The sequence below is a fragment of the Kineococcus halophytocola genome (genome assembly GCF_041276425.1).
Lineage (GTDB): Bacteria > Actinomycetota > Actinomycetes > Actinomycetales > Kineococcaceae > Kineococcus > Kineococcus halophytocola.
In genome coordinates, this window is record NZ_JBGFTU010000012.1 from 99,173 (window position 1) to 122,599 (window position 23,427).

A 23,427-nucleotide genomic window follows, 5' to 3' on the forward strand; every position below is an offset into this window, starting at 1 on the left:
GGCCTGCACGCCAGCGTTCGCAGGTGCGACGAGGGGAGAGTCAGCCAGCGCCCTGGGGTGCGCCTCGTTCCAGAGCGGACGCCGGCACACCCCACCGACTGCCGCTGCTGTTCCTCTCGACGCCTTGCTCGGCGACCTCCGCCCGCACGACGCGGCTCAGGGGTGCAGGGCGTCGAACTCGGCGTCGGCGACCGTCTCGGCGTCGACGTCCAGGCGCAGGTGGGCCAGCAGCGACTGCAGCACCCGCAGCGCGGCCGTGGCGCGCAGGCCCCAGGAGGACAGGTAGGAGAACTGCCACCACCACAGTGCCTCGGTGACGTCGCCGCGCTCGTGGTGGCGCAGGCCGTGCTCGAGGTCGGCGGCGACCGAGGCGAGGTCGTCGGACAGCGCCCCGCGCACGAGCTTGGCGTTGGTCAGCGGGTCGAGGACGTCGGCGTAGTCGTCCAGGCCCTCCAGGACGTTGGCCAGGCTGGTGCGCACGGGGTCGACGTCGGGGTCGGGGCCGGCGTCGGGTTCGTAGCGGCGGGCGGGGACGACGTCGTCGACGGCACCCAGCCGCGCCCCGGCCAGGAGCGTCTGGCTCACCGCCAGCAGCAGGACCGACAGGGCGGTGGAGTCCAGCCGGCCCGTCGCGACCTCGGTGACGGTCGCCAGGTAGGCGCGGACCTCGGTGGCCGTGGCGTCGGCGAGCTCGGCCAGTTCGGGGGCGACCGGCTCCGGGGAAGGGGTGGGGTCAGCCATCGAGGGACCTCCGTCCGGCGAACGCCCGTCCGAGCGTCACCTCGTCCGCGTACTCCAGGTCACCGCCGACCGGGAGGCCGGAGGCCAGACGGGTCACTCGGATCCCCATCGGCTTCAGCAGCCGCGCCAGGTACGTCGCGGTCGCCTCGCCCTCGAGGTTCGGGTCCGTCGCGATGATGGTCTCGGTCACCGTGCCGTCGGACAAGCGGGACAGCAGCTCGCGCATCCGCAGGTCGTCGGGGCCGATGCCCTCCATGGGGCTGATCGCGCCGCCCAGGACGTGGTAGCGGCCGCGGAACTCGCGCGTCTTCTCGATGGCGACGACGTCCTTGGACTCCTCCACCACGCAGATGACGCTCGGATCGCGTCGCGGGTCCCGGCACACCCGGCACAGCTCCTCCTGCGCCACGTTCCCGCACACCGCGCAGAAGCGGACGCGGCTCTTGACCTCGGTGAGCACCCCGGCCAGGCGCGCCACGTCGGCCGCGTCGGCCGCGAGCAGGTGGAACGCGATGCGCTGGGCGCTCTTGGGACCCACGCCGGGGAGCCGACCGAGCTCGTCGATCAGGTCCTGGACGACACCTTCGTACACACGCCGAGCCTACGTGGCGCTCCGGACACGGCCGGACCACCGGAGGCGGACCGGGGACCGGTGGGCCCTCACGCGTCGTCGCTGAGCACCCGCCCGCCGAGGATCTGCTCCACGACCGCGATCCCGACCAGCCCGTCGTCCTCGGCGTCCTCGTCGTCCCGGCTGGGGGTGTCCTCCTCGGTGGCCGGGGCGGCCGGGGCCGCAGCCACCGGAGCGGGCGGGGTCGCCGTGGCGGGCTCGGACCGGCGCGGCCGGGACAGCTGCTCCTCGCCGGGGTCGGCGATGGGTTCCTCCGGCGGCGGGACGTCGGCGTAGTAGTCGTTGCCGGCGGGGGCCGGCGCCGGTGCGCTCTGCCGGGCCTCCTGCGGCTGCCGCACCGGCGGGGACGGGGACCCCTGCGGAGCCGGGGCCTGGGCCGGTCCGCGCGGGGGCTGTCCCGCCGGCGGGGACGACGGGCGCGAGGGGGTCGACCAGCCCCCGCGGGACGGTCGCGGGGAGCCGCCCTGGCCGCCCCCGCCGCCGGGGGCCTGCGCGCCGGCGGCCTGCACCTTGGCCTCGATGCCGGTCACCTGGAACAGCGCCTCGGCGACGAACCCGGCGTCGTTGCCGCGCGCGAAGCGGGCCGCGAGCTGCGGGGAGCGGAACTGCAGGCTGAGCACCCCGCCGCGGAAGTCGGCCACCGTGGCGTTCTCGGCCACGAGGGACCAGGTGAGCCGCTTGATGGTGAACAGCGCGCCGAGCACCTCGGTCCACAGCCGCCGGACCGTCTCGGCGTCGCCCCCGGCCGCGGGGGCCGACGGGGGCGGGGCGTCCACCGGCACGGGGGTGGGGGCCGGTGGGGCGGGCGGTCCACCGGGGGAGGGGGCCGGGGGCTCGGGCGCCGGTCGCGCCTCGGGGGCCGGGGACCCCGGCGTCCGGGCCGCGGGCCAGCCGCCCCCGGTGGTGGGGGCCGGGTCCGGCGCGGGGTCCGTGGGCGTGGGCGTGGGGGTGGGCGTGGGTGCGGGGGCCGGTTCGGGCCTGGCCGCGGGTGCGGGTGCGGGTGCGGTGGGTGCTGCCGCGGGCACGCCGCCGGCGGCCCCGATGCGCCGCTCCAGCCGGTCCAGCCGCGTCCCCAGCCCGCCGTCGGCGTCCACCCCGGGCAGCAGCAAGCGCGCGCACAGCAGCTCCAGCTGCAACCGCGGCGACGTCGCGCCCGTCATCTGCTCCAGCCCGGCGGCCACGACGTCGGCCGCGCGCGACAGCTCGGCCCGGCCCAGGTGCGCCGCCTGCGCCTGCAGCCGCTCCAGCGCGTCCTCCGGGACCGCCAGCGCGTCCCCGGCGGCGTCGCCGACGGCGGCCACGATGACGAGGTCGCGCAGGCGCTGGAGCAGGTCGTCGGCGAACCGGCGCGGTTCCTGGCCGGTGTCGACGACGCGTTCGACGGCCCGGAACACCGTCGCGGCGTCCCCGGCGGCGATCGCCTCGACGACGTCGTCCAGCAGCGAGGCGTGCGTGTAGCCCAAGAGCGCGACGGCGATGTCGTAGGTGACGCCGTCCTCGCCCGCGCCGGCGATGAGCTGGTCCAGGACCGAGAGGGTGTCGCGCACGGACCCCCCGCCGGCCCGCACGACCAGGGGCAGCACGCCCTTGCCGATCGCCACGCCCTCCCTGCCGGCCAGCTCCCCGAGGTACGTCGTGAGCTGGGCGGGCGGGACGAGCCGGAACGGGTAGTGGTGCGTGCGGGACCGGATGGTCGTCAGCACCTTGTCCGGCTCGGTCGTGGCGAAGATGAACTTCACGTGCGGCGGTGGTTCCTCGACCGTCTTCAGCAGGGCGTTGAACCCCGCCGCCGTGACCATGTGGGCCTCGTCGAGGATGTAGACCTTGAAGCGGTCGCGCGCCGGGGCGAAGGACACCCGCTCGCGCAGGTCGCGGGCGTCGTCGACGCCGTTGTGCGAGGCCGCGTCGATCTCGACGACGTCGATGCTGCCCGGGCCGCCGTTGGCCAGGTCCCGGCAGGAGTCGCACGTGCCGCACGGGGTCGGCGTCGGGCCCTGCGCGCAGTTCAGGCAGCGGGCCAGGATGCGGGCGCTGGTCGTCTTGCCGCACCCGCGGGGCCCGGAGAAGAGGTAGGCGTGGGTCACGCGGCCCTTGGACAGGGCGTGCTCCAGCGGGGTCGTGACGTGCTCCTGGCCGATGACCTCGGAGAAGGTCTCGGGCCGGTACCGGCGGTAGAGCGCTGTCGTCACGGGTCCGAGGCTAACCCGCCCCGGTGACACGGCCGCGGGCCGCGGCGGCGGCCTGTGGACGGGGGGCCGGCGGGAACGAAGGGACCCCCCGCACACCCGCCAGAGCCCATCTACCCTTGCTGCCTTCCGGCCCTGGGGGGGTTTGACGGGGTGACGCCGCACGAGGGGTCTGCGACCACCGTACGACAGCGTGCGGCCCCGGGTCCAACCGCCCGCCCGGACCGGACCCGGGGACGGGCCCTGTCACGAGCACCCGTCACGGCGCGCTACGCTGGAGGCACTGGAGGATTCGCCTAGTGGCCTATGGCGCACGCTTGGAAAGCGTGTTGGGTTAACGCCCTCGCGGGTTCAAATCCCGCATCCTCCGCCGCACGAGGCCCGCTCCCGGAACGTTCCGGGGGCGGGCCTCGCTGGTTCGCGGGGGGTTCCCCGGCGCGGTGCCGCAGCCCTCGGACCCCCGGCCCCTAGACTCCTGCACCGTGATCTTCCAGGCCGTCGGCGAAGGACGCCCGTACCCCGACCACGGGTACGAGACGGTCACGCAGTGGTCCGACGTGCCGCCGCGGCAGGTGCGGCTGGACGAGCTCACCACGACGAAGCGGACGCTGGACCTCGACGCGCTCCTCGCGGAGGACTCCACCTTCTTCGGCGACCTGTTCGCCCACGTCGTCTCCTGGCGCGGCCGCCTCTACCTCGAGGACGGCCTGCACCGCGCCGTGCGGGCCGCGCTGCACCAGCGCCAGGTCCTGCACGCCCGGGTCCTGACGCTGCCGGACTGAGACCGGTGCGCAGGACGCGCGGGGTGCACGTGAGGGGCGCGCAGACCGGGGGGACGAGGGGGAGCAGTGGCACGCGGACGTGACGAGCAGGGCCCGGACGAGGACCTGGACCAGGGGCGGGGCGACCCGGTCCTGCCCGAGGTGGACGACGACCTCGACGCGGAGTCCCACGCGCGGCTGACCCGGCGCCGGCACGCCCGGCTGCTGCGCCAGCGCATCGTGTTCGCCGTCGTCGTCGTCCTGGTGCTCGCCGTCGGCGGCGGCGCCTACCTGGTGTGGAGCGGCCGGTGGCAGCCCGGGGGCGCGGCCGGGCCGTCCGCCGCGCCGACCCCGAGCTGCACGCCCGTCGCGCCGCCGGAACTGGTCGCCCCCGGGCAGGTCAGCGTGGACGTCCTGAACGGCACCGACCGCCGGGGCCTGGCCGCGGCGGTGGCCGGGGAGCTGCGCACCCGCGGCTTCGTCGTGACCACCGTCGACAACGCGCCGGAGGCGGTGGGTCCCGCGACCGCCGTCGTGACCTACCCCCCGGAGGCGTTCCCGCAGGCCGCCACCCTCGGGGCCCGCTTCCCGCAGGTCCAGCTCGTGGAGGACCCCGCGGTGCGCGCCGTCGCCGTCAGCCTGGGGGACGGCTACCAGCAGATGCTCGGCGAGGACGCGCTCGTCACGCCGCTGCCGCCGGGCTCGCCCACCTGCTGAGACCGGCGGGAACGACATGGGAACGGCACGGGAACGACGAAGGGCCCCGGGACTCGTGGTCCCGGGGCCCTCCGGCCGGTGCGGTGACGGTGGGATTTGAACCCACGGAGGAGTTGCCCCCTCACACGCTTTCGAGGCGTGCTCCTTAGGCCGCTCGGACACATCACCTGGTGCACTCCGCGGGCCGCTGGTGCCGGGCACCGGCGACCGCGTCGCGGGACCACCCTACACGCCGTGACGGGTGGTCGGTCACGCCCGCCGCCGGGCGAAGAAGTCGTCGAGCAGCGCCCGGCACTCGGCCTCGCGCACCCCGCCGGCGACCTCCACGACGTGGTTCAGCCGCGGGTCGCGCACGACGTCGCGCAGCGACCCCGCCGCCCCGAACCGGGGGTCCCAGGCCCCGAACACGAGCCGGTCCACCCGCGACAGCACGGTCGCGCCGGCGCACATGACGCACGGCTCCAGCGTGACGACGAGGGTGCAGCCCGACAGCCGCCACTCGCCCCGGGCCCGGGCGGCGGCGCGCAGGGCGAGGACCTCGGCGTGGGCGGTGGGGTCGGCGGCCGCCTCGCGCTCGTTGCGGCCCCGGCCGAGCACCTGCCCGTCGGCGTCCACGACGACCGCGCCCACCGGGACGTCACCGGTGTCCAGGCAGCCGCGCGCCTCCTGCAGGGCCGTGCCGACCCAGGACGTCCACCGCGGCGGGACGGCCGGTCCGCTCAGCGCAACGACTCCAGCACGTCGGCGCACCCGAGGAGTTCGCCGATGCGCACCGTCGCCTCGGCCGGGTCCGCGCTGGAGGTGGCCAGCCGCACGAGGGTGTCGGCGGGGCAGCCGAGATCGGACAGCAGGTCGGGGTCACCGGCCCAGACGTCCTCGGCGATCCCGGACCCGGACCGGGAGGCGGTCCCGTCGGCGGTCCCGTCGGGGTCGGGTTCGGTGTCGGCGGCGGTGTCGGAGTCGGAGTCGGAGTCGGTGCCGCCCTCGGGACCGTCCGTCGCGGGTGCCGGCCGTCCCGTCGCCGAGGGGAGTTCGGCGAACAGCGGGGCGTAGGCGCTCTCGGCCGCCGCGACCGCGTCGGAGACGAACACCTTCACGTCCAGGGCGCCGTCGGTGCGCACGAGGGCGAACCACTCGTCCTCGCGTTCCAGGACGGCCAGCACGGGGCGGTCGTCGTCGACGGCGCCGCGCAGCGCGTCGCCGAGCTCGTCGGGGGAACCCGCCTCGAGGTCGATGTCGACCGACCGCCAGTCGGGGTCTCCGGCCGGGCCGTCGGGGGCGAGGACCGCGGTGAAGTAGGCCACGGCCCCATCGTGGCAGGAGGAGGTGGCCGGCGGCCACCGCCCGGGTGGTGCCCGCCCCGGCCGGGCGCCTGCGGCTCGTCGGTCCGGGCCCGGGCCGCGTACTTTGGGGCCCCATGCGCCTGTCCGTCATCGACCACCCCCTCGTCGCCCACAAGCTGACCGCTCTGCGGGACCGCGGCACCGATTCCCCCACGTTCCGCCGCCTCGCCGACGAACTGGTGACGCTGCTGGCCTACGAGGCCACCCGCGACGTCGCGGTGGAACCGCACCCGATCACCACCCCGGTGGGCCCGACGACGGGGGTGCGCATCCGGTCCCCGAAACCCATCGTGGTGCCGATCCTGCGGGCGGGCCTGGGGATGCTCGACGGGATGGTGCGGTTGCTGCCGACGGCTGAGGTCGGGTTCCTGGGGATGATCCGGGACGAGGAGACGCTGCAGGCCACCACGTACGCGAACCGGCTCCCCGACGACCTCACGGGCCGGCACTGCTTCGTGCTGGACCCGATGCTGGCGACGGGGGGAACCCTCGTCGCCTCCATCACCTACCTGCTGGACCGCGGCGCGCAGGACGTGACGGCGCTGTGCCTGCTGGCCGCCCCGGAGGGGCTGAAGGTCGTGCGCACCGCGTTCGACGAGCACGCCCAGGTGACGGTCGTCACGGCCGCCGTCGACGAACGCCTCGACGAGAACGGCTACATCGTCCCCGGCCTCGGGGACGCGGGGGACCGGTTGTACGGCGTCGTCTGAGTTCTGCGACCGACCTCCAGGGCCCCGTTGAGCCCCGTGGAGCCCCGTGCCGAGTCCTGCGGCGCGGGGCTTCGTGCTGCGGCACCCTTTCCGGCAGGATGTCCCCCGATCAGCGCAGTCGTGTCCTCGATCGGTGAGCAGCAGGGCGTTCTGGGGAACGCCGGAAGGGAGCCGGCCCGTGAAGTGGCGCCGAGTTCTGTGGTGGGTCCTGGTCGTCTTCGCGTTGTACGCGGTCTACCGCGCACCCGACCAGGCGGCGGACTTCGTCCGCAACGTCGGGGAATGGCTGGGCACGGCCGTCACCAGCATCGTCGACTTCTTCGACGGGTTGCTGAGCTGACACCCGACCGGCACCGCGACGGGCCGGACCCCGACGGGCCGGACCGCGAACTCCTCATGTCCTCCGGCACCCGGTTGCGCAGGTCCCGCGGCGGCGGTGCGTGGCGCGTGGTGGGCGGGCGCGAGGACGCGGCGGGGCGCCTGCCCGGGCTCGACGACGACCCCCTGCCGGCCGGGGACGCCCTGGACGAGGACGACGACTTCGACGACGGCACCGACGACGGCACCGACGAGGCCGGTGCGGACGCCGACGACGAGGGCCCCGGCGCGGCCCCCGGGGTCGGCCGGGCCGGAGACCCGTTGTGGGAACGGCCTCCCCGGCGCGTCCGGCGCTACGTCCTGGGCACCGAGAAGCGCCTGGTCTGCCTGCGCCGCCACCTCGTCGTGCTCGCCGAACCGGTGCTGACCTGCGTCGTGGGGTTCGCGGGCTGGCTCTGGCTGGTCGTCCACGCCGGGGACGTGCCCCACCTGCCGAACGTGACGTTCGTGGGCTGGCTGGCCCTGCTGGGCCGGGCCGTCTGGAAGTGGCTGCAGTGGCGGGGGGACTGGTTCATCGCCACCGACAAGCGGTTGCTGCTGGCGTACGGCGTGGTGAAGCGGCAGGTGGCGATGATGCCGCTGTCGAAGGTGACCGACATGAGTTACAACCGGTCGCTGCTCGGGCGCTTCCTCGGTTACGGCGAACTCGTCATGGAATCGGCCGGTCAGGACCAGGCGCTGAGCGACGTGGACCGGTTGCCGATGCCCGACCAGGTGTACGTGCGCATCTGCGAGCAGTTGTTCGGGCAGGTGGGCGCGGTGGACGCCCCGCGGCGACGGAGGTCGCGGGTGGGACGTCTGGTCCGTGGGGTGGTGCCGTCCCGGTTCCGCTGAGGCGGCCCCGGGGCCGGACGTGCGACAGGGGGCGGGATCCCGAAGGATCCCGCCCCCTGTCGCGTCCAGCAGGACTCAGCTCACTGAGCAGCCTTGTACTGGTCGATGATGCTGGAGGAGATCGGGCCGCGCGGCGCGACGGCGATCCCGTTCGCGGCGGCCCACTCGCGCACGGCGCGGGCGTCGACGGACGTGGCGGCCGAGGCCGGGGCCGACTTCTTGGCGGCGGCCTTCTTCGTGGTGGCCGGCGCCGGGGCCGACTTCGCCGCCGACTTCGCGGCCGACTTGCTCGCCGCCTTCTTGGCCGGGGTGGCGGCCGGGGTCTCGGCCACGGGCACCGGGGTTTCCTCGACCGGCGCGGGGGCCGGGGCGGCCTTCTTCGCGGTCGTCTTCTTCGCCGTCGCCTTCTTGGCCGGGGCGGCCTTCTTCGCCGCGGCGGGGGCGGGCGCCGCGGACGCGGACCCGGCCAGCGCGGAGGGGAGGTCCTCCCACGCCACGGTGGTGGCGGCCTTGGCGGTCGCCGGGTTCCACGAGACACCGTTCGCGTTCACCGTGAAGGTGCCGATCTTGCGACCGTTCCGCTTGACGGGGATCTCGAGGTCGACGGCACCGACGGGCAGTTCGGTGGCCACCTTCAGTGCGACGTCGTGACTTGCCATGCTGGGCTCCCGGGGGAAGTGGCTGGATGATTTGAGACGTCTGCAATGAAACCACAGTTCCGCGGGAGTTCGCGCATCGAACGAGTGATTGTCACCGCAGTTCCCGGGGGCGCGGTGGGGGTTCTCGCAGTACCCGCCCGGCCCCTCCCGCGGACGTCCGCGCAGGAGTTGTCCGGAATGGGTCCGGCCGAACTCCGGGGCGGTCCGGGCCGGTCAGAACCGCACTCCCGGTGCGACCGCCACCGTGCCGGGTGTTCCCCGCGAGGTGGTTCCGGGTGGGTTCTGCGGGGGTGTTCCCGGGTTCGCGCCGGGGGTGGGGGCAGGTTCCCGCCGGCCGTCCGCGGGGGCCGCGCCGGGAATGCGGCCGCGGCCGATTCCCCGCTGCCCGTCTTCCTCGCCGCCCGTCTTCCTCGCCGCCCGTCTTCTCGGGTGCCCGCCTTCCCGGTGCCTGCCTTCACGGGTACCCGCCTTCCCGGGCGCCCGTCACGGACGGCCGGTTCTCCCGGGGCGGGGTTCCGGCGCGTCGCCGGCCGCGCGCTGTCCCGACCGGGCCCGGGGCGGGACGGGGAAGGGGAGTGGCCGGTGGCGGGGGAGGTCCGCGGCACCCGGACCGATGAGGACGGGACACGCCCGGAACGACGAGAGGCCCCCGGGACGTCCCGGGGGCCTCTCGTCTCGACCTGTGCGCCCGAAGGGATTCGAACCCCTAACCTTCTGATCCGTAGTCAGATGCTCTATCCGTTGAGCTACGGGCGCGTCCAGCGCGCCGTGGCGTGCTGACTGGACCTACTGTAGCGGGCTTCGGCCGCGCTCACCAATCGGCTGCCGCGCAACGGATGACGTCGCCCTGCGGCGATGGACCCGGCGGTGCCGGGGCGGCCCGGGAACGAGCGAGGGCCCCGGTCGCGTGCTGCGACCGGGGCCCTCGACCCTGGCGGAGGCGGCGGGATTTGAACCCGCGAGGGGGTGTTAGCCCCCAACCCGCTTAGCAGGCGGGCGCACTAGGCCACTATGCGACGCCTCCAACGCCCAGCAGGCTAGCAGCCCGTGACGTGGCAGCATCACCGGCGATGACCGACGACGCGTCCGACCCCGAGCCGACCCCCGCCCGCGCGCAGCCGACCGGGCCGGGACGGCCCCCCGCGCACCTGCGGCGCCGGGCCGTCGTGGTCGCCGGGTCGGCGGCCCTCGTCGCCGGGGCCGGCGCCGGCACCTGGTGGCTGGTCTCCGGGCGCCACGACCCCGCGGACGGGCTCGGGGCCGCGGCCGACGCGCTGGCCGCGGCGTGGTCCGCCGGCGACCTCGACCGGGTCCGGTTCCGGGCCACCGCCGGCGGTCAGCCGCCCGCGGACGTCGGCGCCGAGTACGCCCGGCTCACCGGTGACCTCGCCCAGCCCCCGCCCGCCGTGTCGGTGACCTCGGTCGCCGTCGCCGAGGACGACCCGCGCTCGGCCACGGCCGCCCTGGAGGTGGTCTTCGACCTCGCGGCCTCCCACGGCGCCCCCGCCGGGGCGAGGTTCGCCTACGCGACGACCGCCCGGTTCGCCCGGGAGCAGGACACCTGGCGACCGCTGTGGGAACCGGCCCTCGTCCACCCCGCCCTCGCGGGGGGTTCGGCGTTCCAGGTCGACCGCACGGTGCCCGCGCGCGCCGACGTCCTCGGCCGCGACGGTTCGCCCCTGGTCACCGCCACCCCCGTGGTGCGGGTCGGGGTGCAGCCCTCGCGCACCGGCGACCCCGTCGCCACGGCGAACGCGCTCGGGGCCGCCCTCGGCGTCGACGCCGCGGCGCTGGCCGCCCGCGTCCAGCAGGCCGCACCCGACGCCTTCGTCGACGTCATCACGTTGCGCCGCAGCGACTACGACGCCCAGCGCGACGTCCTGCAGCCGATCCCCGGCGCCGTCTTCGCCGAGTCCACCCAGCCGCTGGCCCCGACCCGGGGTTTCGCCCGGGCGCTGCTCGGCACGGTCGGGCAGGTGACCGCGGAGGTGGTGCAGGACTCCGGGGGCCGGTACCGGGCTGGGGACCTCGCGGGGTTGTCCGGGCTGCAGCGGACCTGCGACGACCGGCTCGCCGGCCGCGTCGGGATCGCCGTCCAGGCCACGGGCGAGCCCGACGCCGGGTCGGCGGAACTGTTCCGCGTCGCGCCCGCGCCCGGCCTGCCGGTCACCACCGGCCTGGACGCCGCGGTGCAGCGCGCGGCCGACGACACCCTCGCCGCCCGTCCCGACCAGGCCGCGCTCGTCGCCGTGGACGTCGCCACCGGGGCCGTCGTCGCCGCCGCGAACGCCCCCGCCGACGGGGGGGACCTCGCCCTGACCGGACGGTTCCCCCCGGGGTCGACCTTCAAGGTGGTCACGACCCTGGCCCTGCTGCGGCACGGGCTCGACGTCTCCGAGGAGGTGCCGTGCCCGCCGACGTACACCGTCGAGGGCCGCTCGTTCTCGAACTTCGAGGACGAGGCGTTCGGCGACGTGCCCTTCCGCACCGACTTCGCGCGCTCGTGCAACACCGCGTTCGCGAGCCTGAGCCCGCGCCTGGGTGACGACGACCTGCCCGCCGCCGCCGCGGCGCTGGGGGTCGGGGCGCCGTGGGCCACCGGGGTCGACGCGTTCGCGGGCACGGTGCCGCCGGCGCAGTCCGCCGTCGACCTGGCCGCGGCCAGCTTCGGGCAGGGGCGCACGCTCGTGTCCCCGCTGGCGATGGCGACCGCGGCGGCCTCGGTGGCGGCCGGTGAGCTGCGCCGTCCCCAGGTCGTCCTCTACCCCGCCCCCGAGGCGCCCTCGGACCCCGCCGACGCGGCCGAACCGGCTCTGCTCGCCACGATCGGGGAGCTGATGCGCGACGTCGTCACGGGCGGGACCGCCACGGCCCTGGCCGGGGTGCCCGGTGAGCCGGTGCACGCCAAGACCGGGACCGCCGAGCACGGCACCGCCGTGCCGCCGGCCACCCACGCCTGGACGATCGGCTACCAGGGCGGTCTGGCCTTCGCCGTCTTCGTCGCCGGGGGGACCTCCGGGGGTGCCGTCGCGGCCCCGGTCGCCGCCGACTTCCTCTCCCGCCTCGCCGCGGCCGGCGACGAGGCGGGGGACTGAGGCGGGGGACTGAGACGGGGGACTGAGACGGGGGACTGAAGCGGGGGTCTGCCGGACGGCCGTGAAATCTCCACCGGTCGGCGTGGAGGAATTGCCAAGGGCCCCCGCCAGGGGTGAGGATGTTGCGGTACGCCCTGTGGGCTACAGGCGGTCCGGCTCATCCCCCCCGAGCCGGAACCGTGGACGGCCCCCGCTCCCCCCCAGCGGGGGCCGTCTCCCCATCACCCCCCTCCTCGGGTCACCGGTCTCACGTCCGGTCCACGCCGTCCGGCCACAGGTGCCCGCTCCACAGGTGTCCGCTGTCAGGCGCGACCGTGTCGTCCCGGTCTCCACAGCCCCGCTCCGGGGCCCCGGTGTCCACAGCCCGGCTCCCGCCGCCGGACCCCGGTGCCCGCGGCCCGCACGGTGGTCCTCCCCACCCACGCGAGGAGCCACCCGTGCCCGTCCACGACCCCACCCGCCGGCCCGTCCCCCACCCCGCCCGGCGCCCCGACCGACCCCGCGGCCCGGTGCACGGGGGCGGTGAGCGCGGCCGCCGCGGGACCCCGCCGGCCCGGCCCGCCCCGCCGCCGGGCACGGCCGTGCTCGTGACCGGTGAGGAGGAGCTGGCCGCCGCCCTCGTGCGGCTGGCCGTGGCCGCCGGCGCCGACCTGCACCGCGACGACCCCGGGGCCCCGGTCGGCGGAGCCGCCGGGGACGCCGCGCTGGTCCTGGCCGGCGCCGACGCCGACCCCGGCCGGCTGCGCGCGCTGCGGCGGCCCGGGGTGCCGCTCGTGGTCGTCGGCCGCGGTCCGCTGGACCCGTCGTGGTGGCAGGCCGCGGCCGGGCTGGAGGCCGACCACGCCGTCGTGCTGCCCGAGGCCCAGGACTGGCTGCTGGAACGGCTGTCCGACGTGGCCGACGGCCGCGGCCGGCCCGGGCCGGTGCTCGGGGTCGTCGGCGGGACCGGGGGTGCCGGAGCCAGCGTCCTGGCGGCCGGGCTGGCCCGCGCCCTCGCCGACACCCTCGGCGGCTGCTTCCTGCTGGACGCCGACCCGCGCTCGGGCGGGCTCGACCTGCTCGTCGGCGGTGACGCCCTGCCGGGCCTGCGCTGGGGCGACCTCACCGGCGTCACGGGACGCCTCGGCCCGCACGTGCTCCGCTCCGCGGTCCACCTCGGGGCCGGCCTGCACGTCCTGCCCGCCGACCGTCGCGGCGGGCCCGGCCCGGACCCGGTCGCGGTCTGGACGGTGCTGGAGGCGGCCCGCCGCACCTTCGCGGCCACGGTCGTGGACCTGCCCCGCGGCGGCCTGGGTGGGCTCGGGCCCGTCCTGGGGGCGTGCGACGACCTGCTCGTCGTGGCCCCCGGCACCACCCGGGGAGCGGCGGCCGCGTGCGTCGTGCTCGACGAGCTGCGGGCGGCCGGGACGGGCACGGCCCGGCTGGTGGTCCGCGACGTCGGCGCGGGCCTGGACGCCGAGGACGTCGCCGACGCCGCCGGCGCCCCGCTGGCCGGGGTCGTGCGACCGGACCGCGACCTGGACGCGGCCCTGGAGCTGGGGGAGGGCGTGCCGGGGGGACGGCGCAGCAGCCTGCGCGTCCTCGCCCTCGCCCTGGCGCGGGACCGGGCCGCGCGCGCCACCGGGCCCGCCGCGGGGGCCCTGCGGTGAGCGCTCTCCCGGTGGGCCGGCACGAGGAGGGGTTCGCGGGCGTCGTCGAGGCCGTGCGCGAGCGCCTGGCGCGCACCGGCACCGCCCCCGACCCGCCCGCCGTGGCGGCGGCCGCCCGCGCCGAGGGGGTCGTGCTCGGCGCCACCGACCTGCTGGCCCTGCTGGACGGGGTCGGCGCCGCGCTCCTGGGGGCGGGCCGGTTGCAGCCGCTGCTGGAGGTGCCCGGCACCACCGACGTGCTCGTCAACGGCGGCGGCGCGGTCTGGGTCGACGACGGGGCGGGGCTGCGGCGCGCCGAGGTGTCCCTGGCCGGTGAGGACGAGGTGCGGCCCCTGGCCGTGCGGCTGGCCGCGGGGGCCGGGCGCCGCCTGGACGAGGCCAGCCCCTACGTCGACGCCCGGCTGCCCGACGGGACGCGCCTGCACGCGGTCCTGCCGCCGCTGGCCCCCGACGGCACGCACCTGAGCCTGCGCGTGCCCGCCGTGCGGCGCCTGGGGTTCGCGGAGCTGGAAGGCTCCGGCGCGGTCCCGGCGGGGCTGGGACCGGTGCTGCGGGCGGTCGTGGCCCAGCGGCTGTCCCTGCTCGTCAGCGGCGGCACCGGCAGCGGCAAGACGACGGTGCTGCAGGCCCTGCTGGGCCTCGTCCCGGCCCACGAGCGGATCGTCCTGGTCGAGGACGCGGGGGAGCTGCGCCCCGAGCACCCGCACGTCGTGCGCCTGGAGGCGCGCCACGGCAACGTCGAGGGGCGCGGCGCGGTCGGCCTGGACGACCTCGTCCGGCAGGCCCTGCGGATGCGCCCGGACCGCCTCGTGGTCGGGGAGTGCCGCGGCGCGGAGGTGCGCGACCTGCTCGCGGCCCTGAACACCGGCCACGCCGGGGGAGCGGGCACCCTGCACGCCAACACCGCCGCCGACGTGCCCGTGCGCCTGCACGCCCTCGCGGCGACGGCCGGTGTCGCCCCGGCCGTCGTGGACGCCCAGCTGCGCGCCGGGGTCGACGTCGTCGTGCACGTCGAGCGGAGCGCGGGGGTCCGCGGGGTCGCGCAGGTCGCCGTGGTCGACGCCGAGGGCGAGCGCGCCGTCGTCGTGCCGGCCCTGGTGCGCACCGACCGGGGCCTGCGGCGCGCCCCGGGGTTCGGGCGGCTGCGCGAACGCCTGGGACCCGGCCCCCTCGCCCACCTCGAGGGGGTGCCCGCGTGAGCGCGGCGGGTGCGGCCTGCCCGCTGCTGGTCGCCGGGTTGCTGCTCGCCGCGGGCGTGCTGCGCCCCGGGCGCTCGCCCGTCGGGGCCCCGCCCGCCACCGGCCGGGCCCGCCGGACCCGACCCCGGTGGGCCCGGCGCCGCGGCCACGGCGGGCCGGCTCCCGTCCCGGAGCTGGCCGCCGCCCGCAGCGCCGAGCAGGTCGCCGCCCTGCTGCGGGCCGGGGTGGCCCCCGCCACGGCGTGGGCCGTGGTGGACGAGGGGGTGCGGGCCGGCGGCGGGACCGGTGGCGGGACCGGTGGTGGGGCCGGTGGTGGGGACCCGGTGCGCGTCGTCCGCGTCGTGCGCCGGCTCGTCACCACGACCGGGGCCCCGGCGGCCGGGGCGCTGGAGGCCTGCGCGGCCGGTCTGCGGGCCCAGGCGGAGGCCGCCGCGGCCGTGCGCACCGCGCTGGCCGGGGCGCGGGTCAGCGCCCGCACGGTCTCCGCGCTGCCGCTGCTCGGCCTGGTGCTCGGGGCGGTCCTGGGGGCCCGTCCCTGGGAGGTCCTGCTGACGTCGGGCGCCGGCCGCGGCTGCGCCCTGGCCGGGGTCGTGCTGCTCGTGCTCGGGCACCGGTGGAGCGCCCGGCTGGTGCACCGCGCCGAACGGGTCGGACGGTGAGCGGGGGCCGGACGTGAGCGGGGGCCGGACGTGAGCGGGGTCGTGGCCGGCCTGGGGCCCCAGGGGGCCTGCGTGGTCGTGGCGGTCCTGCTGGCCGCGGCCGTCCTCGTCCCGGGCGGGGGTGCCGGGGGTGCCGGGGGTCCGGCCGGCCGGGGACGCGGTGCCGCCGGGCGAGCACCGGGACCGGTCCTGCGCCGGGTCCGGGCCCGGGTGCGCGCCCCCGACCCCGCGCAGGCCGCACCGGTCGCCGACGCGGCGCTCGTGGCGGACCTGCTGGCCACCGCCGTCACCGCCGGGTTGCCGCCCGGACGCGCCCTCGCGGCCGTCCTCGACGCCCTCGGGGCGGAGGGGTTCGCCGCCGAACCCGTCCTGCAGCGCGCCGCGGCGCGGTTGTCGTGGGGGTCGGGCCACGACGGTCCCGGGCAGGTGTTCGCCGAGGACCCCGGCCGCTGGGACGACGTGGCCGACCCGTTGCTGCTCTCGGCCCGCACCGGGGCCCCCGTCGCCGACCTCCTGCGGTCGGCGGCGGCCTCGGGTCGGGACCGGCGGCGGTGGGAGGCGCAGGCCGCGGCGGCCCGGTTGTCGGCCTCCCTCGTCCTGCCGCTGGGGGTGTGCACGCTGCCCGCGTTCCTGCTGCTCGGCGTCGTCCCGGTCGTCCTCAGCCTGGCCGGGGACGTGCTCGGGTGACGCCGCGGTCTCCACAGGGCCCGATCGGGCCGGCCCCGTCCACAGACCGGCCGCACCCGGTCCCGACGAACCCCGGTGGTGGTGAGAGTGGTTGCGCGCCGGGGTTTCCCGGTGGTCGAGCCAGGAGGAGGAACGGTGCGCGGACACGAGGACGGCACGGGGACGACGGTGCGGACCGGACCCGGTGGGGAACCGGGGGAACCGGGGGAACCGGGGGAACTGGAGGAACCCGGGGAACGGGAGGAACCCGGGGAACCGCCGGCGGGAGCGCAGGGGACCGGGGGAACCCCCGAACCCCCGGACGCGGGGATGGCGACCGCCGAGTACGCGATGGCGACGCTGGCCGCGTGCGGTTTCGCGGGCCTGCTCATCGCGGTGCTGCGCAGCGACGAGGTGCGGGCGATGCTCCTCGGCGTCGTCCGGCAGGCGCTGACGCTGGGGTGACCCGCCCGCGATCCCGCCGGGGCCGGGCGGACACGGGGTCGGTGACGGCGGAGTTCGCGCTCCTGCTGCCCGCCGTCGTCGTGCTGCTGGCCCTGGCCCTGGGCGCGGTCCGGGTCGCGGTGGCGCAGGTCCAGTGCGTCGACGCCGCCCGGGCCGCGGCCCGCGCCGCCGCGCGCGGCGAGCCCGCCGAGGTCGTGCTCCGGGTCGCCCGCGCGGCCGCCCCCGAGGGGGCGGGCGTCCGGGTCGGTGCGGCGGCCGAGGGGGGAGCGGGCGTGCGGACGGTCCGCGTCGAGGTCAGTTCCCCGCAGGCGCTGGCCGGACCGCTCGGCGGGACGGTCCTGGCCCGCGCCGCGGCGACGGCGGCGGTGGAGGCCCCGTGAGGCGGCCCCGCCGGGCGGGACGGGAGGAGGGGTCCGGGGCCGTGGTGGCCGTCGGGACGTGCGCGGCGCTGCTGTCGCTGCTGCTCCTGGTGCTCGCCCTGGCCGCCGCCGTCCTGGCCCGGCACCGCGCCGAGGCCGCGGCCGACCTCGCGGCGCTCGCCGGTGCCGACGTCGTGGTGGGGCGGGCCCCCGGGGACCCGTGCGCGCGGGCCGCGGTGCTCGTGCGCGCCCACGGCGCGGTCCCGGTGGCCTGCGCGGTCGGGGCGGACGGGGCCGTGACGGTGACGGCCGCGGTCCGGCCGGCCGGGGTGGCCGGTCTGCTCGGGCCGGCCCGGGCCACGGCCCGCGCCGGTCAGGCCCCGCCGGGTGGGGCCTGACCGGCCGCGGGGGGAGCGGGGTGAGCCCGCCCGGCCCCGGGCGGGCCGTCGGGCGGGCCGTCGGGCGGGCCGTGGAGCAGGGCGTGGAGCAGGATGTCGAGCACCGCCACGGCGCCGGCCTTGTCGAGGGGCTCGTTGCCGTTGCCGCACTTGGGGGACTGCACGCAGGCGGGGCACCCGTCCTCGCAGGGGCACGCGCGCACGGCGTCCCGGGTCGCGATCGCCCACTGCGCGAAGCGCTCGTGACCGCGGTCGGCGAACCCGGCACCGCCGGGGACGGCGTCGTGGACGACGACGGTCGGGCGACCGGTGTCGGGGTGGGAGGCGGTGGACAGGCCCCCGAGGTCCCAGCGGTCGCACGTCGCCAGCAGCGGCAGCAGGCCGATGGCGGCGTGCTCGGCGGCGTGCAGCGCCCCGGGCAGCCGGGTGACGTCGCCCAGGACGGCCTCGGCGGCGTCCACGTCGAGCGTCCACCACACGGCCCGGGTGCGCAGCCGGCGCTCGGGCAGGTCCAGCGGCTGCTCGGACAGGACCGTCCCGGTCCCCGTGCGGCGGCGCAGGAACCCCGTGACGCGGCTGGTCACCTCCACCACCCCGGCGGACACCGTGACGGGCCCGGTGGTGCGGGTGCCGTCGACGCCGAGGATCCGCACGTCGGAGTCCGAGCGGGCGTGGGTGGTGTACCCGGGGTCGGGTTCGCGGTGGACGACGGCGACGGAGTCCTCCAGGTCGAGGCGGTCGACGAGGTAGGTGCGGCCCTGGTGCACGTGGACCGCGCCCTCGTGGACGGTGGAGTCGGCCGAGGACGCCTCGACCGTGCCGAGGATGCGGCCGGTGACGTCCTCGACGATCCGGACGCTGCCACCGGCCCCGCGCAGGTCGGTGAGGTCGACGGCGCGGTCGCGGCGGGTCCAGTACCAGCCGTTCGCCCTGCGCCGCAGCAGACCCCGCTGCACGAGGAGGTCGACCACGTCGGCGCCGACCGGGCCGAACAGGTCGAGGTCGGCGTCGGTGAGCGGCAGTTCCTGCGCCGCGGCGGCCAGGTGCGGGGCGAGCACGTAGACGTTGTCGGGGTCCAGGACGGTGGCCTCGACCCCGGCGCCGAACAGCGCCTCGGGGTGGTGGACGAGGTAGGTGTCCAGCGGGTCGTCGCGCGCGACGAAGACGCCGAGCGCCGGGGCGCCGCGCCGCCCGGCCCGGCCGATCTGCTGCCAGAAGGAGGCCCGGGTCCCCGGCCACCCGGCGACGAGCACGGCGTCCAGGCCGGCGACGTCCACCCCCAGTTCCAGGGCGTTGGTCGTGGCCATCCCCACGACCCGGCCCGAGCGCAGCCCCTCCTCCAGCACCCGGCGGTCCTCGGGCAGGTACCCGCCCCGGTAGGCCAGGACCCGCCCGGGGAGGTCCTCGTCGACGTCGGCCAGGCGCCGGCGGGCCCCGGCGGCCACGGACTCCGCACCGGTGCGGCTGCGGACGAAGGCGAGGGTCCGCACCCCGTCCAGGACGAGGTCGCCCAGCAGGTCCGAGGCCTCGGCCGTGGCGGTGCGCCGCTCCGGGTGCGCACCCGGACCCGCCGCGGGGTCGGGTCCCCCCGGGCGCGGTGGCGGTTCCCACAGCGCGACCGAGACGGCCGGCCGGGCCGAGGTGTCCTCGGTGACGGCGTGCACGTCCAGGCCGGTGAGCCGGCGCGCGGTCGTGGCCGGGTCGGCCACGGTGGCCGAGGCCAGCACGAACACCGGCTCGGAGCCGTAGCGGGCGGCCAGGCGCCGCAGCCGGCGCAGCACGGCCGCCGCGTGCGAGCCGAACACGCCCCGGTAGGTGTGCAGCTCGTCGACCACGACGTAGCGCAGCCGGCGCAGGAAGCTCGCCCAGTGCTCGTGGCCGGGCAGGACCGAGCGGTGGAGCATGTCGACGTTGGTCAGGACGAGACCGGCGTGCTCGCGGATCCAGCGCCGCACCTCCGGCGGGGTGTCGCCGTCGTAGGTGCTGGTCACGGGCCGGGACAGGCCCAGCCCGCGCAGCCGGGCGTCCTGGTCGGCGGCCAGGGCCTTGGTCGGGGACAGGTACAGGGCGGTGGCGCCCTTGCCGTTGGGGGAGGTCAGCGCGCTCTCGCGCAGGGCGGTGAGGACGGGCAGCTGGTAGGCCAGCGACTTGCCGGACGCGGTGCCCGCCGACAGCACGGTGGAGCGGCCGGCGCGCACGGCCTCGGCGGCCTGCACCTGGTGGCGCCACGGCAGGCCCCCCGTGCCCCGTTCGAGGGCGGCGACGACCTCGGGGTCGGCCCAGTCCGGCCACGGCACCCGCACCCCCGGCCGCGCCGCGAGCCGTTCGACGTGGCGCACGCGGTCGGCGCGCAGACCGGCGTCGAGCAGCCGCTGCCAGCGGGGGGCGCCCCCGCCGGGACCCCCCGCGTTCCCCCCGACGTCCACACCCGCCAGTGTCCCCCCTCCCGGTGCCCCGTCCGGTGTCCCGCCCGGTGCCCCGGGCGGGAGCTGCCGGGCGCCGTCGAGGGGGCCGGACGCGCCTTGGGCGGGCCACTCACGCAGCGTGGTGGTTGAATGCCGGGGAGGGCGCAGCGGTGCCCTCGCAGAGCACTGCACACACCTGCGCGCACCCGCGCGCAGCAGACCAGCAGCGAGGAGGGGTCCTAGTGGACCTGTCGGTGACCAGCCGCGAGGAGAGCGGCCGGACCGTCGTCGAGGTGTCCGGCGAGATCGACGTCTACACGGCGCCGACCCTGCGCGAACGGCTCAACGAACTCGTGGGTGCCGGGCACCACCACCTGGTCGTGGACATGGAGGGCGTCGAGTTCCTCGACTCCACCGGTCTGGGTGTCCTCGTCGGCGGTCTCAAGCGCGTCCGTTCCCACGACGGCTCGCTGCACCTGGTGTGCCAGCGCGAGAAGATCCTCAAGGTCTTCCGCATCACCGGTCTGACCAAGGTGTTCCCGATCCACGACACGGTGGCCGACGCGATCGCCGCCTCCGCGTCCTCGGACGAGGCCAGCGCCTCCTCCTGAGCCCGCCCGGGACCAGCCGGTCCCGCCCCCGATCCACCAGGGAGCACCCCGACCGTGCCCACCGTGACCTTGCGCTTCTCCCCGATGGCCGAGCACGTGCGCACCGCGCGGCTCGTGGCCGTCTCGGTGGCACGGCGGGCCGGTTTCGGTGAGGACCAGCTCGACGAGATCCGCATCGCGATCGGCGAGGCGTGCGCGCGGGCCGTGGCCGGCGGGGTCCTCGCGTCCCCGGCCGGCCCACCGGTCTCCCTGGTCGACATGCGCCTGAGCGACGACGAGGACCGGCTCGACGTCACGGTCAGCCGGTGCGGTCCCGATGGCGGGCCCGTCCCGGACGGGCCCGGGGCCCTCGCCAGTGCCGACCCGCTGTCCCTGGCCCTCATGGCCGGGATGGCCGATTCCAGCGCCGAGACGAGTTCGGCCGGCGGGGTCACGTTGTCGTGGCACCTGCAGCCGGGGACCTCCGACGTGCGCGCCTTCTGAGGCGTCACCCCTCCTCTCCACACCCTCCTCTCCACGTCCTCCTCTCCCCACCGGTCCCACCGCCGGTCGGGTCCGTAGCACTCCAGCGACGGCTGTCCTACGCTGCGTACGGAGGTCAGCACACGTCGAGGAGGACGGATGCCCGTGCCCGAGGACCTGTCGAGTTCCGCCCAGGGGATCGCGGTGGCCGTCGCGGTCGTCTCGCTGCTGGCCCTAGCCGCCGCGTTCGTGTTCCGACGACAGGTGCTCGCCGCGGGTGAGGGCACCGAACGGATGCGGTCCATCGCCGGGGCCGTGCAGAGCGGGGCCGCCGCCTACCTGCGCCGCCAGTTCCGCACCCTCGCGTGGTTCGCCGTCGCCGTCGTCCTGCTGCTGCTCGCGCTGCCGGCCGAGGGCTGGGACCTGCGGGCCGCGCGCAGCGTCGCGTTCCTCGTCGGGGCCGGGTTCTCCGCCGCCATCGGCTACCTCGGGATGTCGCTGGCGGTGCGGGCGAACCTGCGGGTCGCCGCGGCGGCGCGACAGCCCGCGGGGGGCCGGGAGGAGGGCATGCGGATCGCGTTCCGGACCGGCGGGGTCGTCGGCATGACGACCGTGGGCCTGGGGTTGCTGGGCGCGTCGGTCGCCGTCGTCGTGTTCGGGCGCGAGGCCCCCACCGTGCTGGAGGGTTTCGGCTTCGGCGCGGCGCTGCTGGCGATGTTCATGCGCGTCGGCGGCGGCATCTTCACCAAGGCCGCCGACGTGGGCGCCGACCTCGTCGGCAAGATCGAGCAGGGCATCCCCGAGGACGACCCGCGCAACCCCGCGACCATCGCGGACAACGTGGGGGACAACGTCGGGGACTGCGCGGGCATGGCCGCCGACCTGTTCGAGTCCTACGCCGTGACGATCGTCGCGGCCGTCATCCTCGGCAGCGCGGCCATCGGGGAGGACGGGCTCGTCCTGCCGCTGCTCGTCCCGGCCATCGGTGCGATCACGGCCGCCCTCGGGGTCGTGCTCGTGCGGGCCCGTTCCGGGGTCAGCGGGCTGACGTCCATCCAGAACGGGTTCTACCTCTCGGCCGCCATCGCGCTCGTGGGGACGGCCGTGGCCTGCTTCGCGTTCCTGCCGTCCACGTTCGCCGGGTTCGACGGGGCCGCCGCGACGGTCGCCCCCCTCAACGGCGACCCGCGGCTCATCGCGTTCGCGGCGGTGTTCCTCGGGATCCTGCTGGCCGTCCTCATCCTGTTCATCACCGGCCACTACACGAGCACCGAGGCCCGGCCCACGCGCGACGTCGCGGGGGCCTCGGTGACCGGCCCGGCGACGGTGGTGCTGTCCGGGATCGGCCTGGGCCTGGAATCGGCCGTCTACACGACGATCGTCATCGCCGGCGCGGTGTTCCTGGCGTTCGTGCTCGCCGGTGGGGTGCTCGCGCTGGCCATGTTCCTCATCGCCCTCGCCGGCTGCGGGTTGCTCACCACCGTCGGCGTCATCGTCGCCATGGACACCTTCGGGCCCGTCAGCGACAACGCCCAGGGCATCGCCGAGATGAGCGGGGACGTCGACGGGGAGGGCGCGGCCGTCCTCACCGAGCTCGACGCCGTGGGGAACACCACCAAGGCCGTGACCAAGGGCATCGCGATCGCGACGGCCGTCCTGGCCGCCACGGCCCTGTTCGGTTCCTACCAGAACGCGGTCACCGACCGGATCCAGCAGGTGGCGGTGGGGCTGGAACGGCCCTCGGCCTACGTGCTCGCGACGCTGGGCGACTTCCAGATCTCCACGCCCACCACGCTCGTGGGGGTCCTGCTCGGGGCGGCGGTGGTGTTCCTGTTCTCCGGCCTGGCCGTCAACGCCGTGGGCCGCTCGGCCGGGGCCGTCGTCCTGGAGGTGCGCCGGCAGTTCGCCGAGCACCCCGGGATCATGGACGGGTCCGAGGAACCCGACCACGGCCGCGTCGTGGACCTGTGCACGCGCGACGCGCTGCGCGAACTGGCCACGCCCGGTCTGCTCGCCGCGTTCGCCCCCCTGGCCGTCGGGTTCGGCCTGGGCGTCGCGCCGCTGGCCGGTTTCCTCGGCGGGGCGATCGGCGCCGGGGTCCTCATGGCCGTGTTCCTGGCCAACGCCGGCGGGGCGTGGGACAACGCCAAGAAGCTCGTCGAGGACGGGGCGCACGGCGGCAAGGGGTCCTCGGCGCACGCGGCCACGGTCATCGGCGACACCGTCGGCGACCCGTTCAAGGACACCGCCGGCCCGGCCATCAACCCGCTCATCAAGGTGATGAACCTCGTGGCGCTGCTCGTCGCGCCGGCCGTGGTGACGCTGTCGATCGGCCCGGACGCGAACCCGTGGCTGCGGTACGGCATCGCGGGCGTGGCCACCGTCGTCATCGTCGTGGCGGTCGTCGTCAGCAAGAACCGCCGCGTCGACATGGCGGCCCCGACGTCGGGGGCCGACGGGGTGGACCTGCGGGCGGAGGGGGTCGAGCGGCTGCCCTGA

The 23,427-nt window shown here is 76.9% G+C and carries 23 protein-coding genes, 4 tRNA genes and 1 other RNA gene; 17 read left to right on the plus strand and 11 right to left on the minus strand.

Annotated features, from left to right (window positions below):
* Positions 1–156 precede the first annotated feature (156 nt).
* The 4 genes from AB2L27_RS12075 to ffs form a co-directional block, all read right to left on the minus strand.
* Positions 157–741, minus strand: a complete 585-nt coding sequence (locus AB2L27_RS12075; RefSeq protein ID WP_370441721.1) for a DUF5063 domain-containing protein — start codon at positions 739–741, stop codon at positions 157–159.
* On the minus strand, positions 734–1,333 hold the full coding sequence (recR, locus tag AB2L27_RS12080; RefSeq protein ID WP_370441722.1) for a recombination mediator RecR: 600 nt from the start codon (positions 1,331–1,333) through the stop codon (positions 734–736). The genes AB2L27_RS12075 and recR overlap by 8 nt, the downstream gene beginning before the upstream one ends.
* 68 nt (positions 1,334–1,401) lie before the next feature.
* On the minus strand, positions 1,402–3,561 hold the full coding sequence (locus AB2L27_RS12085) for a DNA polymerase III subunit gamma and tau (protein ID WP_370441723.1): 2,160 nt from the start codon (positions 3,559–3,561) through the stop codon (positions 1,402–1,404).
* A gap of 76 nt (positions 3,562–3,637) precedes the next feature.
* An RNA gene (ffs, locus tag AB2L27_RS12090) (signal recognition particle sRNA small type) lies at positions 3,638–3,734 on the minus strand.
* Positions 3,735–3,843: 109 nt separating this feature from the next.
* Between ffs and AB2L27_RS12095 the strand changes: the two genes are divergently transcribed.
* The 3 genes from AB2L27_RS12095 (at position 3,844) to AB2L27_RS12105 (ending at position 5,036) form a co-directional block, all read left to right on the plus strand.
* Positions 3,844–3,928 (plus strand) — tRNA-Ser (locus tag AB2L27_RS12095).
* 112 nt (positions 3,929–4,040) lie between these two features.
* Positions 4,041–4,340, plus strand: coding sequence for a type II toxin-antitoxin system VapB family antitoxin (locus AB2L27_RS12100; RefSeq protein ID WP_370441724.1), 300 nt, complete (start codon positions 4,041–4,043; stop codon positions 4,338–4,340).
* A gap of 66 nt (positions 4,341–4,406) precedes the next feature.
* The gene (locus AB2L27_RS12105) at positions 4,407–5,036 is read left to right on the plus strand and encodes a LytR C-terminal domain-containing protein (RefSeq protein ID WP_370441725.1); all 630 of its coding nucleotides are present in this window, start codon (positions 4,407–4,409) and stop codon (positions 5,034–5,036) included.
* Between the two features lie 81 nt (positions 5,037–5,117).
* Here AB2L27_RS12105 and AB2L27_RS12110 read toward each other — a convergent pair.
* The 3 genes from AB2L27_RS12110 to AB2L27_RS12120 form a co-directional block, all read right to left on the minus strand.
* Positions 5,118–5,204: transfer RNA gene (locus AB2L27_RS12110), tRNA-Ser, on the minus strand.
* An 81-nt stretch (positions 5,205–5,285) separates the two neighbouring features.
* The gene (gene tadA, locus AB2L27_RS12115) at positions 5,286–5,759 is read right to left on the minus strand and encodes a tRNA adenosine(34) deaminase TadA (RefSeq protein WP_370441764.1); all 474 of its coding nucleotides are present in this window, start codon (positions 5,757–5,759) and stop codon (positions 5,286–5,288) included.
* Positions 5,756–6,340, minus strand: a complete 585-nt coding sequence (locus AB2L27_RS12120) for a tRNA adenosine deaminase-associated protein (RefSeq protein ID WP_370441726.1) — start codon at positions 6,338–6,340, stop codon at positions 5,756–5,758. The genes tadA and AB2L27_RS12120 overlap by 4 nt, the downstream gene beginning before the upstream one ends.
* Positions 6,341–6,453: 113 nt before the next feature.
* On the opposite strand from AB2L27_RS12120, the gene upp reads away from it, so the two are divergent.
* The 3 genes from upp to AB2L27_RS12135 all read left to right on the plus strand — a co-directional run bounded on the left by upp (position 6,454) and on the right by AB2L27_RS12135 (position 8,301).
* Positions 6,454–7,089, plus strand: a complete 636-nt coding sequence (upp, locus tag AB2L27_RS12125) for a uracil phosphoribosyltransferase (RefSeq protein ID WP_370441727.1) — start codon at positions 6,454–6,456, stop codon at positions 7,087–7,089.
* A 178-nt stretch (positions 7,090–7,267) separates the two neighbouring features.
* Positions 7,268–7,429, plus strand: a complete 162-nt coding sequence (locus AB2L27_RS12130; protein ID WP_370441728.1) for a hypothetical protein — start codon at positions 7,268–7,270, stop codon at positions 7,427–7,429.
* 56 nt (positions 7,430–7,485) lie between these two features.
* Positions 7,486–8,301: a PH domain-containing protein gene (locus tag AB2L27_RS12135; RefSeq protein ID WP_370441729.1), complete on the plus strand. Its 816-nt coding sequence runs from the start codon at positions 7,486–7,488 to the stop codon at positions 8,299–8,301.
* 80 nt (positions 8,302–8,381) lie between these two features.
* Here the strand turns inward: AB2L27_RS12135 and AB2L27_RS12140 are convergent, their stop codons facing one another.
* The 3 genes from AB2L27_RS12140 to AB2L27_RS12150 form a co-directional block, all read right to left on the minus strand.
* The gene (locus AB2L27_RS12140) at positions 8,382–8,960 is read right to left on the minus strand and encodes an Lsr2 family DNA-binding protein (RefSeq protein WP_370441730.1); all 579 of its coding nucleotides are present in this window, start codon (positions 8,958–8,960) and stop codon (positions 8,382–8,384) included.
* A gap of 683 nt (positions 8,961–9,643) precedes the next feature.
* Positions 9,644–9,716: transfer RNA gene (locus AB2L27_RS12145), tRNA-Arg, on the minus strand.
* A 176-nt stretch (positions 9,717–9,892) separates the two neighbouring features.
* Positions 9,893–9,984, minus strand: a tRNA-Ser gene (locus AB2L27_RS12150).
* A 46-nt stretch (positions 9,985–10,030) separates the two neighbouring features.
* Here AB2L27_RS12150 and AB2L27_RS12155 point away from each other — a divergent pair.
* The 8 genes from AB2L27_RS12155 (at position 10,031) to AB2L27_RS12190 (ending at position 17,450) form a co-directional block, all read left to right on the plus strand.
* Positions 10,031–12,055 carry a penicillin-binding transpeptidase domain-containing protein gene (locus AB2L27_RS12155; protein ID WP_370441731.1) on the plus strand — a complete coding sequence of 675 codons (2,025 nt, stop codon included), beginning with the start codon at positions 10,031–10,033 and terminating at the stop codon, positions 12,053–12,055.
* A 437-nt stretch (positions 12,056–12,492) separates the two neighbouring features.
* Positions 12,493–13,704, plus strand: a complete 1,212-nt coding sequence (gene ssd / locus AB2L27_RS12160) for a septum site-determining protein Ssd (protein WP_370441732.1) — start codon at positions 12,493–12,495, stop codon at positions 13,702–13,704.
* Complete coding sequence (locus tag AB2L27_RS12165; protein ID WP_370441733.1) at positions 13,701–14,903, plus strand: TadA family conjugal transfer-associated ATPase; 1,203 nt, start codon at positions 13,701–13,703, stop codon at positions 14,901–14,903. Before ssd ends, AB2L27_RS12165 begins: the two co-directional genes overlap by 4 nt.
* Entirely contained in the window at positions 14,900–15,562 is a 663-nt protein-coding gene (locus AB2L27_RS12170; protein ID WP_370441734.1) for a type II secretion protein F, read from the plus strand. Before AB2L27_RS12165 ends, AB2L27_RS12170 begins: the two co-directional genes overlap by 4 nt.
* Before the next feature lie 30 nt (positions 15,563–15,592).
* A complete protein-coding gene (locus AB2L27_RS12175; protein ID WP_370441735.1) occupies positions 15,593–16,249 on the plus strand; it encodes a type II secretion system F family protein in 657 nt (218 codons plus the stop codon).
* Between the two features lie 135 nt (positions 16,250–16,384).
* Positions 16,385–16,693 (plus strand): DUF4244 domain-containing protein, encoded by a 309-nt coding sequence (locus AB2L27_RS12180; RefSeq protein WP_370441736.1) that lies wholly within the window; start codon positions 16,385–16,387, stop codon positions 16,691–16,693.
* Positions 16,690–17,073, plus strand: a complete 384-nt coding sequence (locus AB2L27_RS12185) for a TadE family type IV pilus minor pilin (RefSeq protein ID WP_370441737.1) — start codon at positions 16,690–16,692, stop codon at positions 17,071–17,073. Before AB2L27_RS12180 ends, AB2L27_RS12185 begins: the two co-directional genes overlap by 4 nt.
* On the plus strand, positions 17,070–17,450 hold the full coding sequence (locus tag AB2L27_RS12190; protein WP_370441738.1) for an Rv3654c family TadE-like protein: 381 nt from the start codon (positions 17,070–17,072) through the stop codon (positions 17,448–17,450). The genes AB2L27_RS12185 and AB2L27_RS12190 overlap by 4 nt, the downstream gene beginning before the upstream one ends.
* Here AB2L27_RS12190 and AB2L27_RS12195 read toward each other — a convergent pair.
* A complete protein-coding gene (locus AB2L27_RS12195) occupies positions 17,426–19,876 on the minus strand; it encodes a DEAD/DEAH box helicase (RefSeq protein ID WP_370441739.1) in 2,451 nt (816 codons plus the stop codon). The genes AB2L27_RS12190 and AB2L27_RS12195 overlap by 25 nt on opposite strands.
* A gap of 221 nt (positions 19,877–20,097) precedes the next feature.
* Here AB2L27_RS12195 and AB2L27_RS12200 point away from each other — a divergent pair, with 221 nt between their 5' ends.
* From AB2L27_RS12200 to AB2L27_RS12210, 3 genes are all read left to right on the plus strand, one after another.
* The gene (locus AB2L27_RS12200) at positions 20,098–20,466 is read left to right on the plus strand and encodes an STAS domain-containing protein (RefSeq protein ID WP_370441740.1); all 369 of its coding nucleotides are present in this window, start codon (positions 20,098–20,100) and stop codon (positions 20,464–20,466) included.
* Between the two features lie 54 nt (positions 20,467–20,520).
* Positions 20,521–20,949, plus strand: a complete 429-nt coding sequence (locus AB2L27_RS12205) for an ATP-binding protein (RefSeq protein WP_370441741.1) — start codon at positions 20,521–20,523, stop codon at positions 20,947–20,949.
* Between the two features lie 138 nt (positions 20,950–21,087).
* Entirely contained in the window at positions 21,088–23,427 is a 2,340-nt protein-coding gene (locus tag AB2L27_RS12210; RefSeq protein WP_370441742.1) for a sodium-translocating pyrophosphatase, read from the plus strand.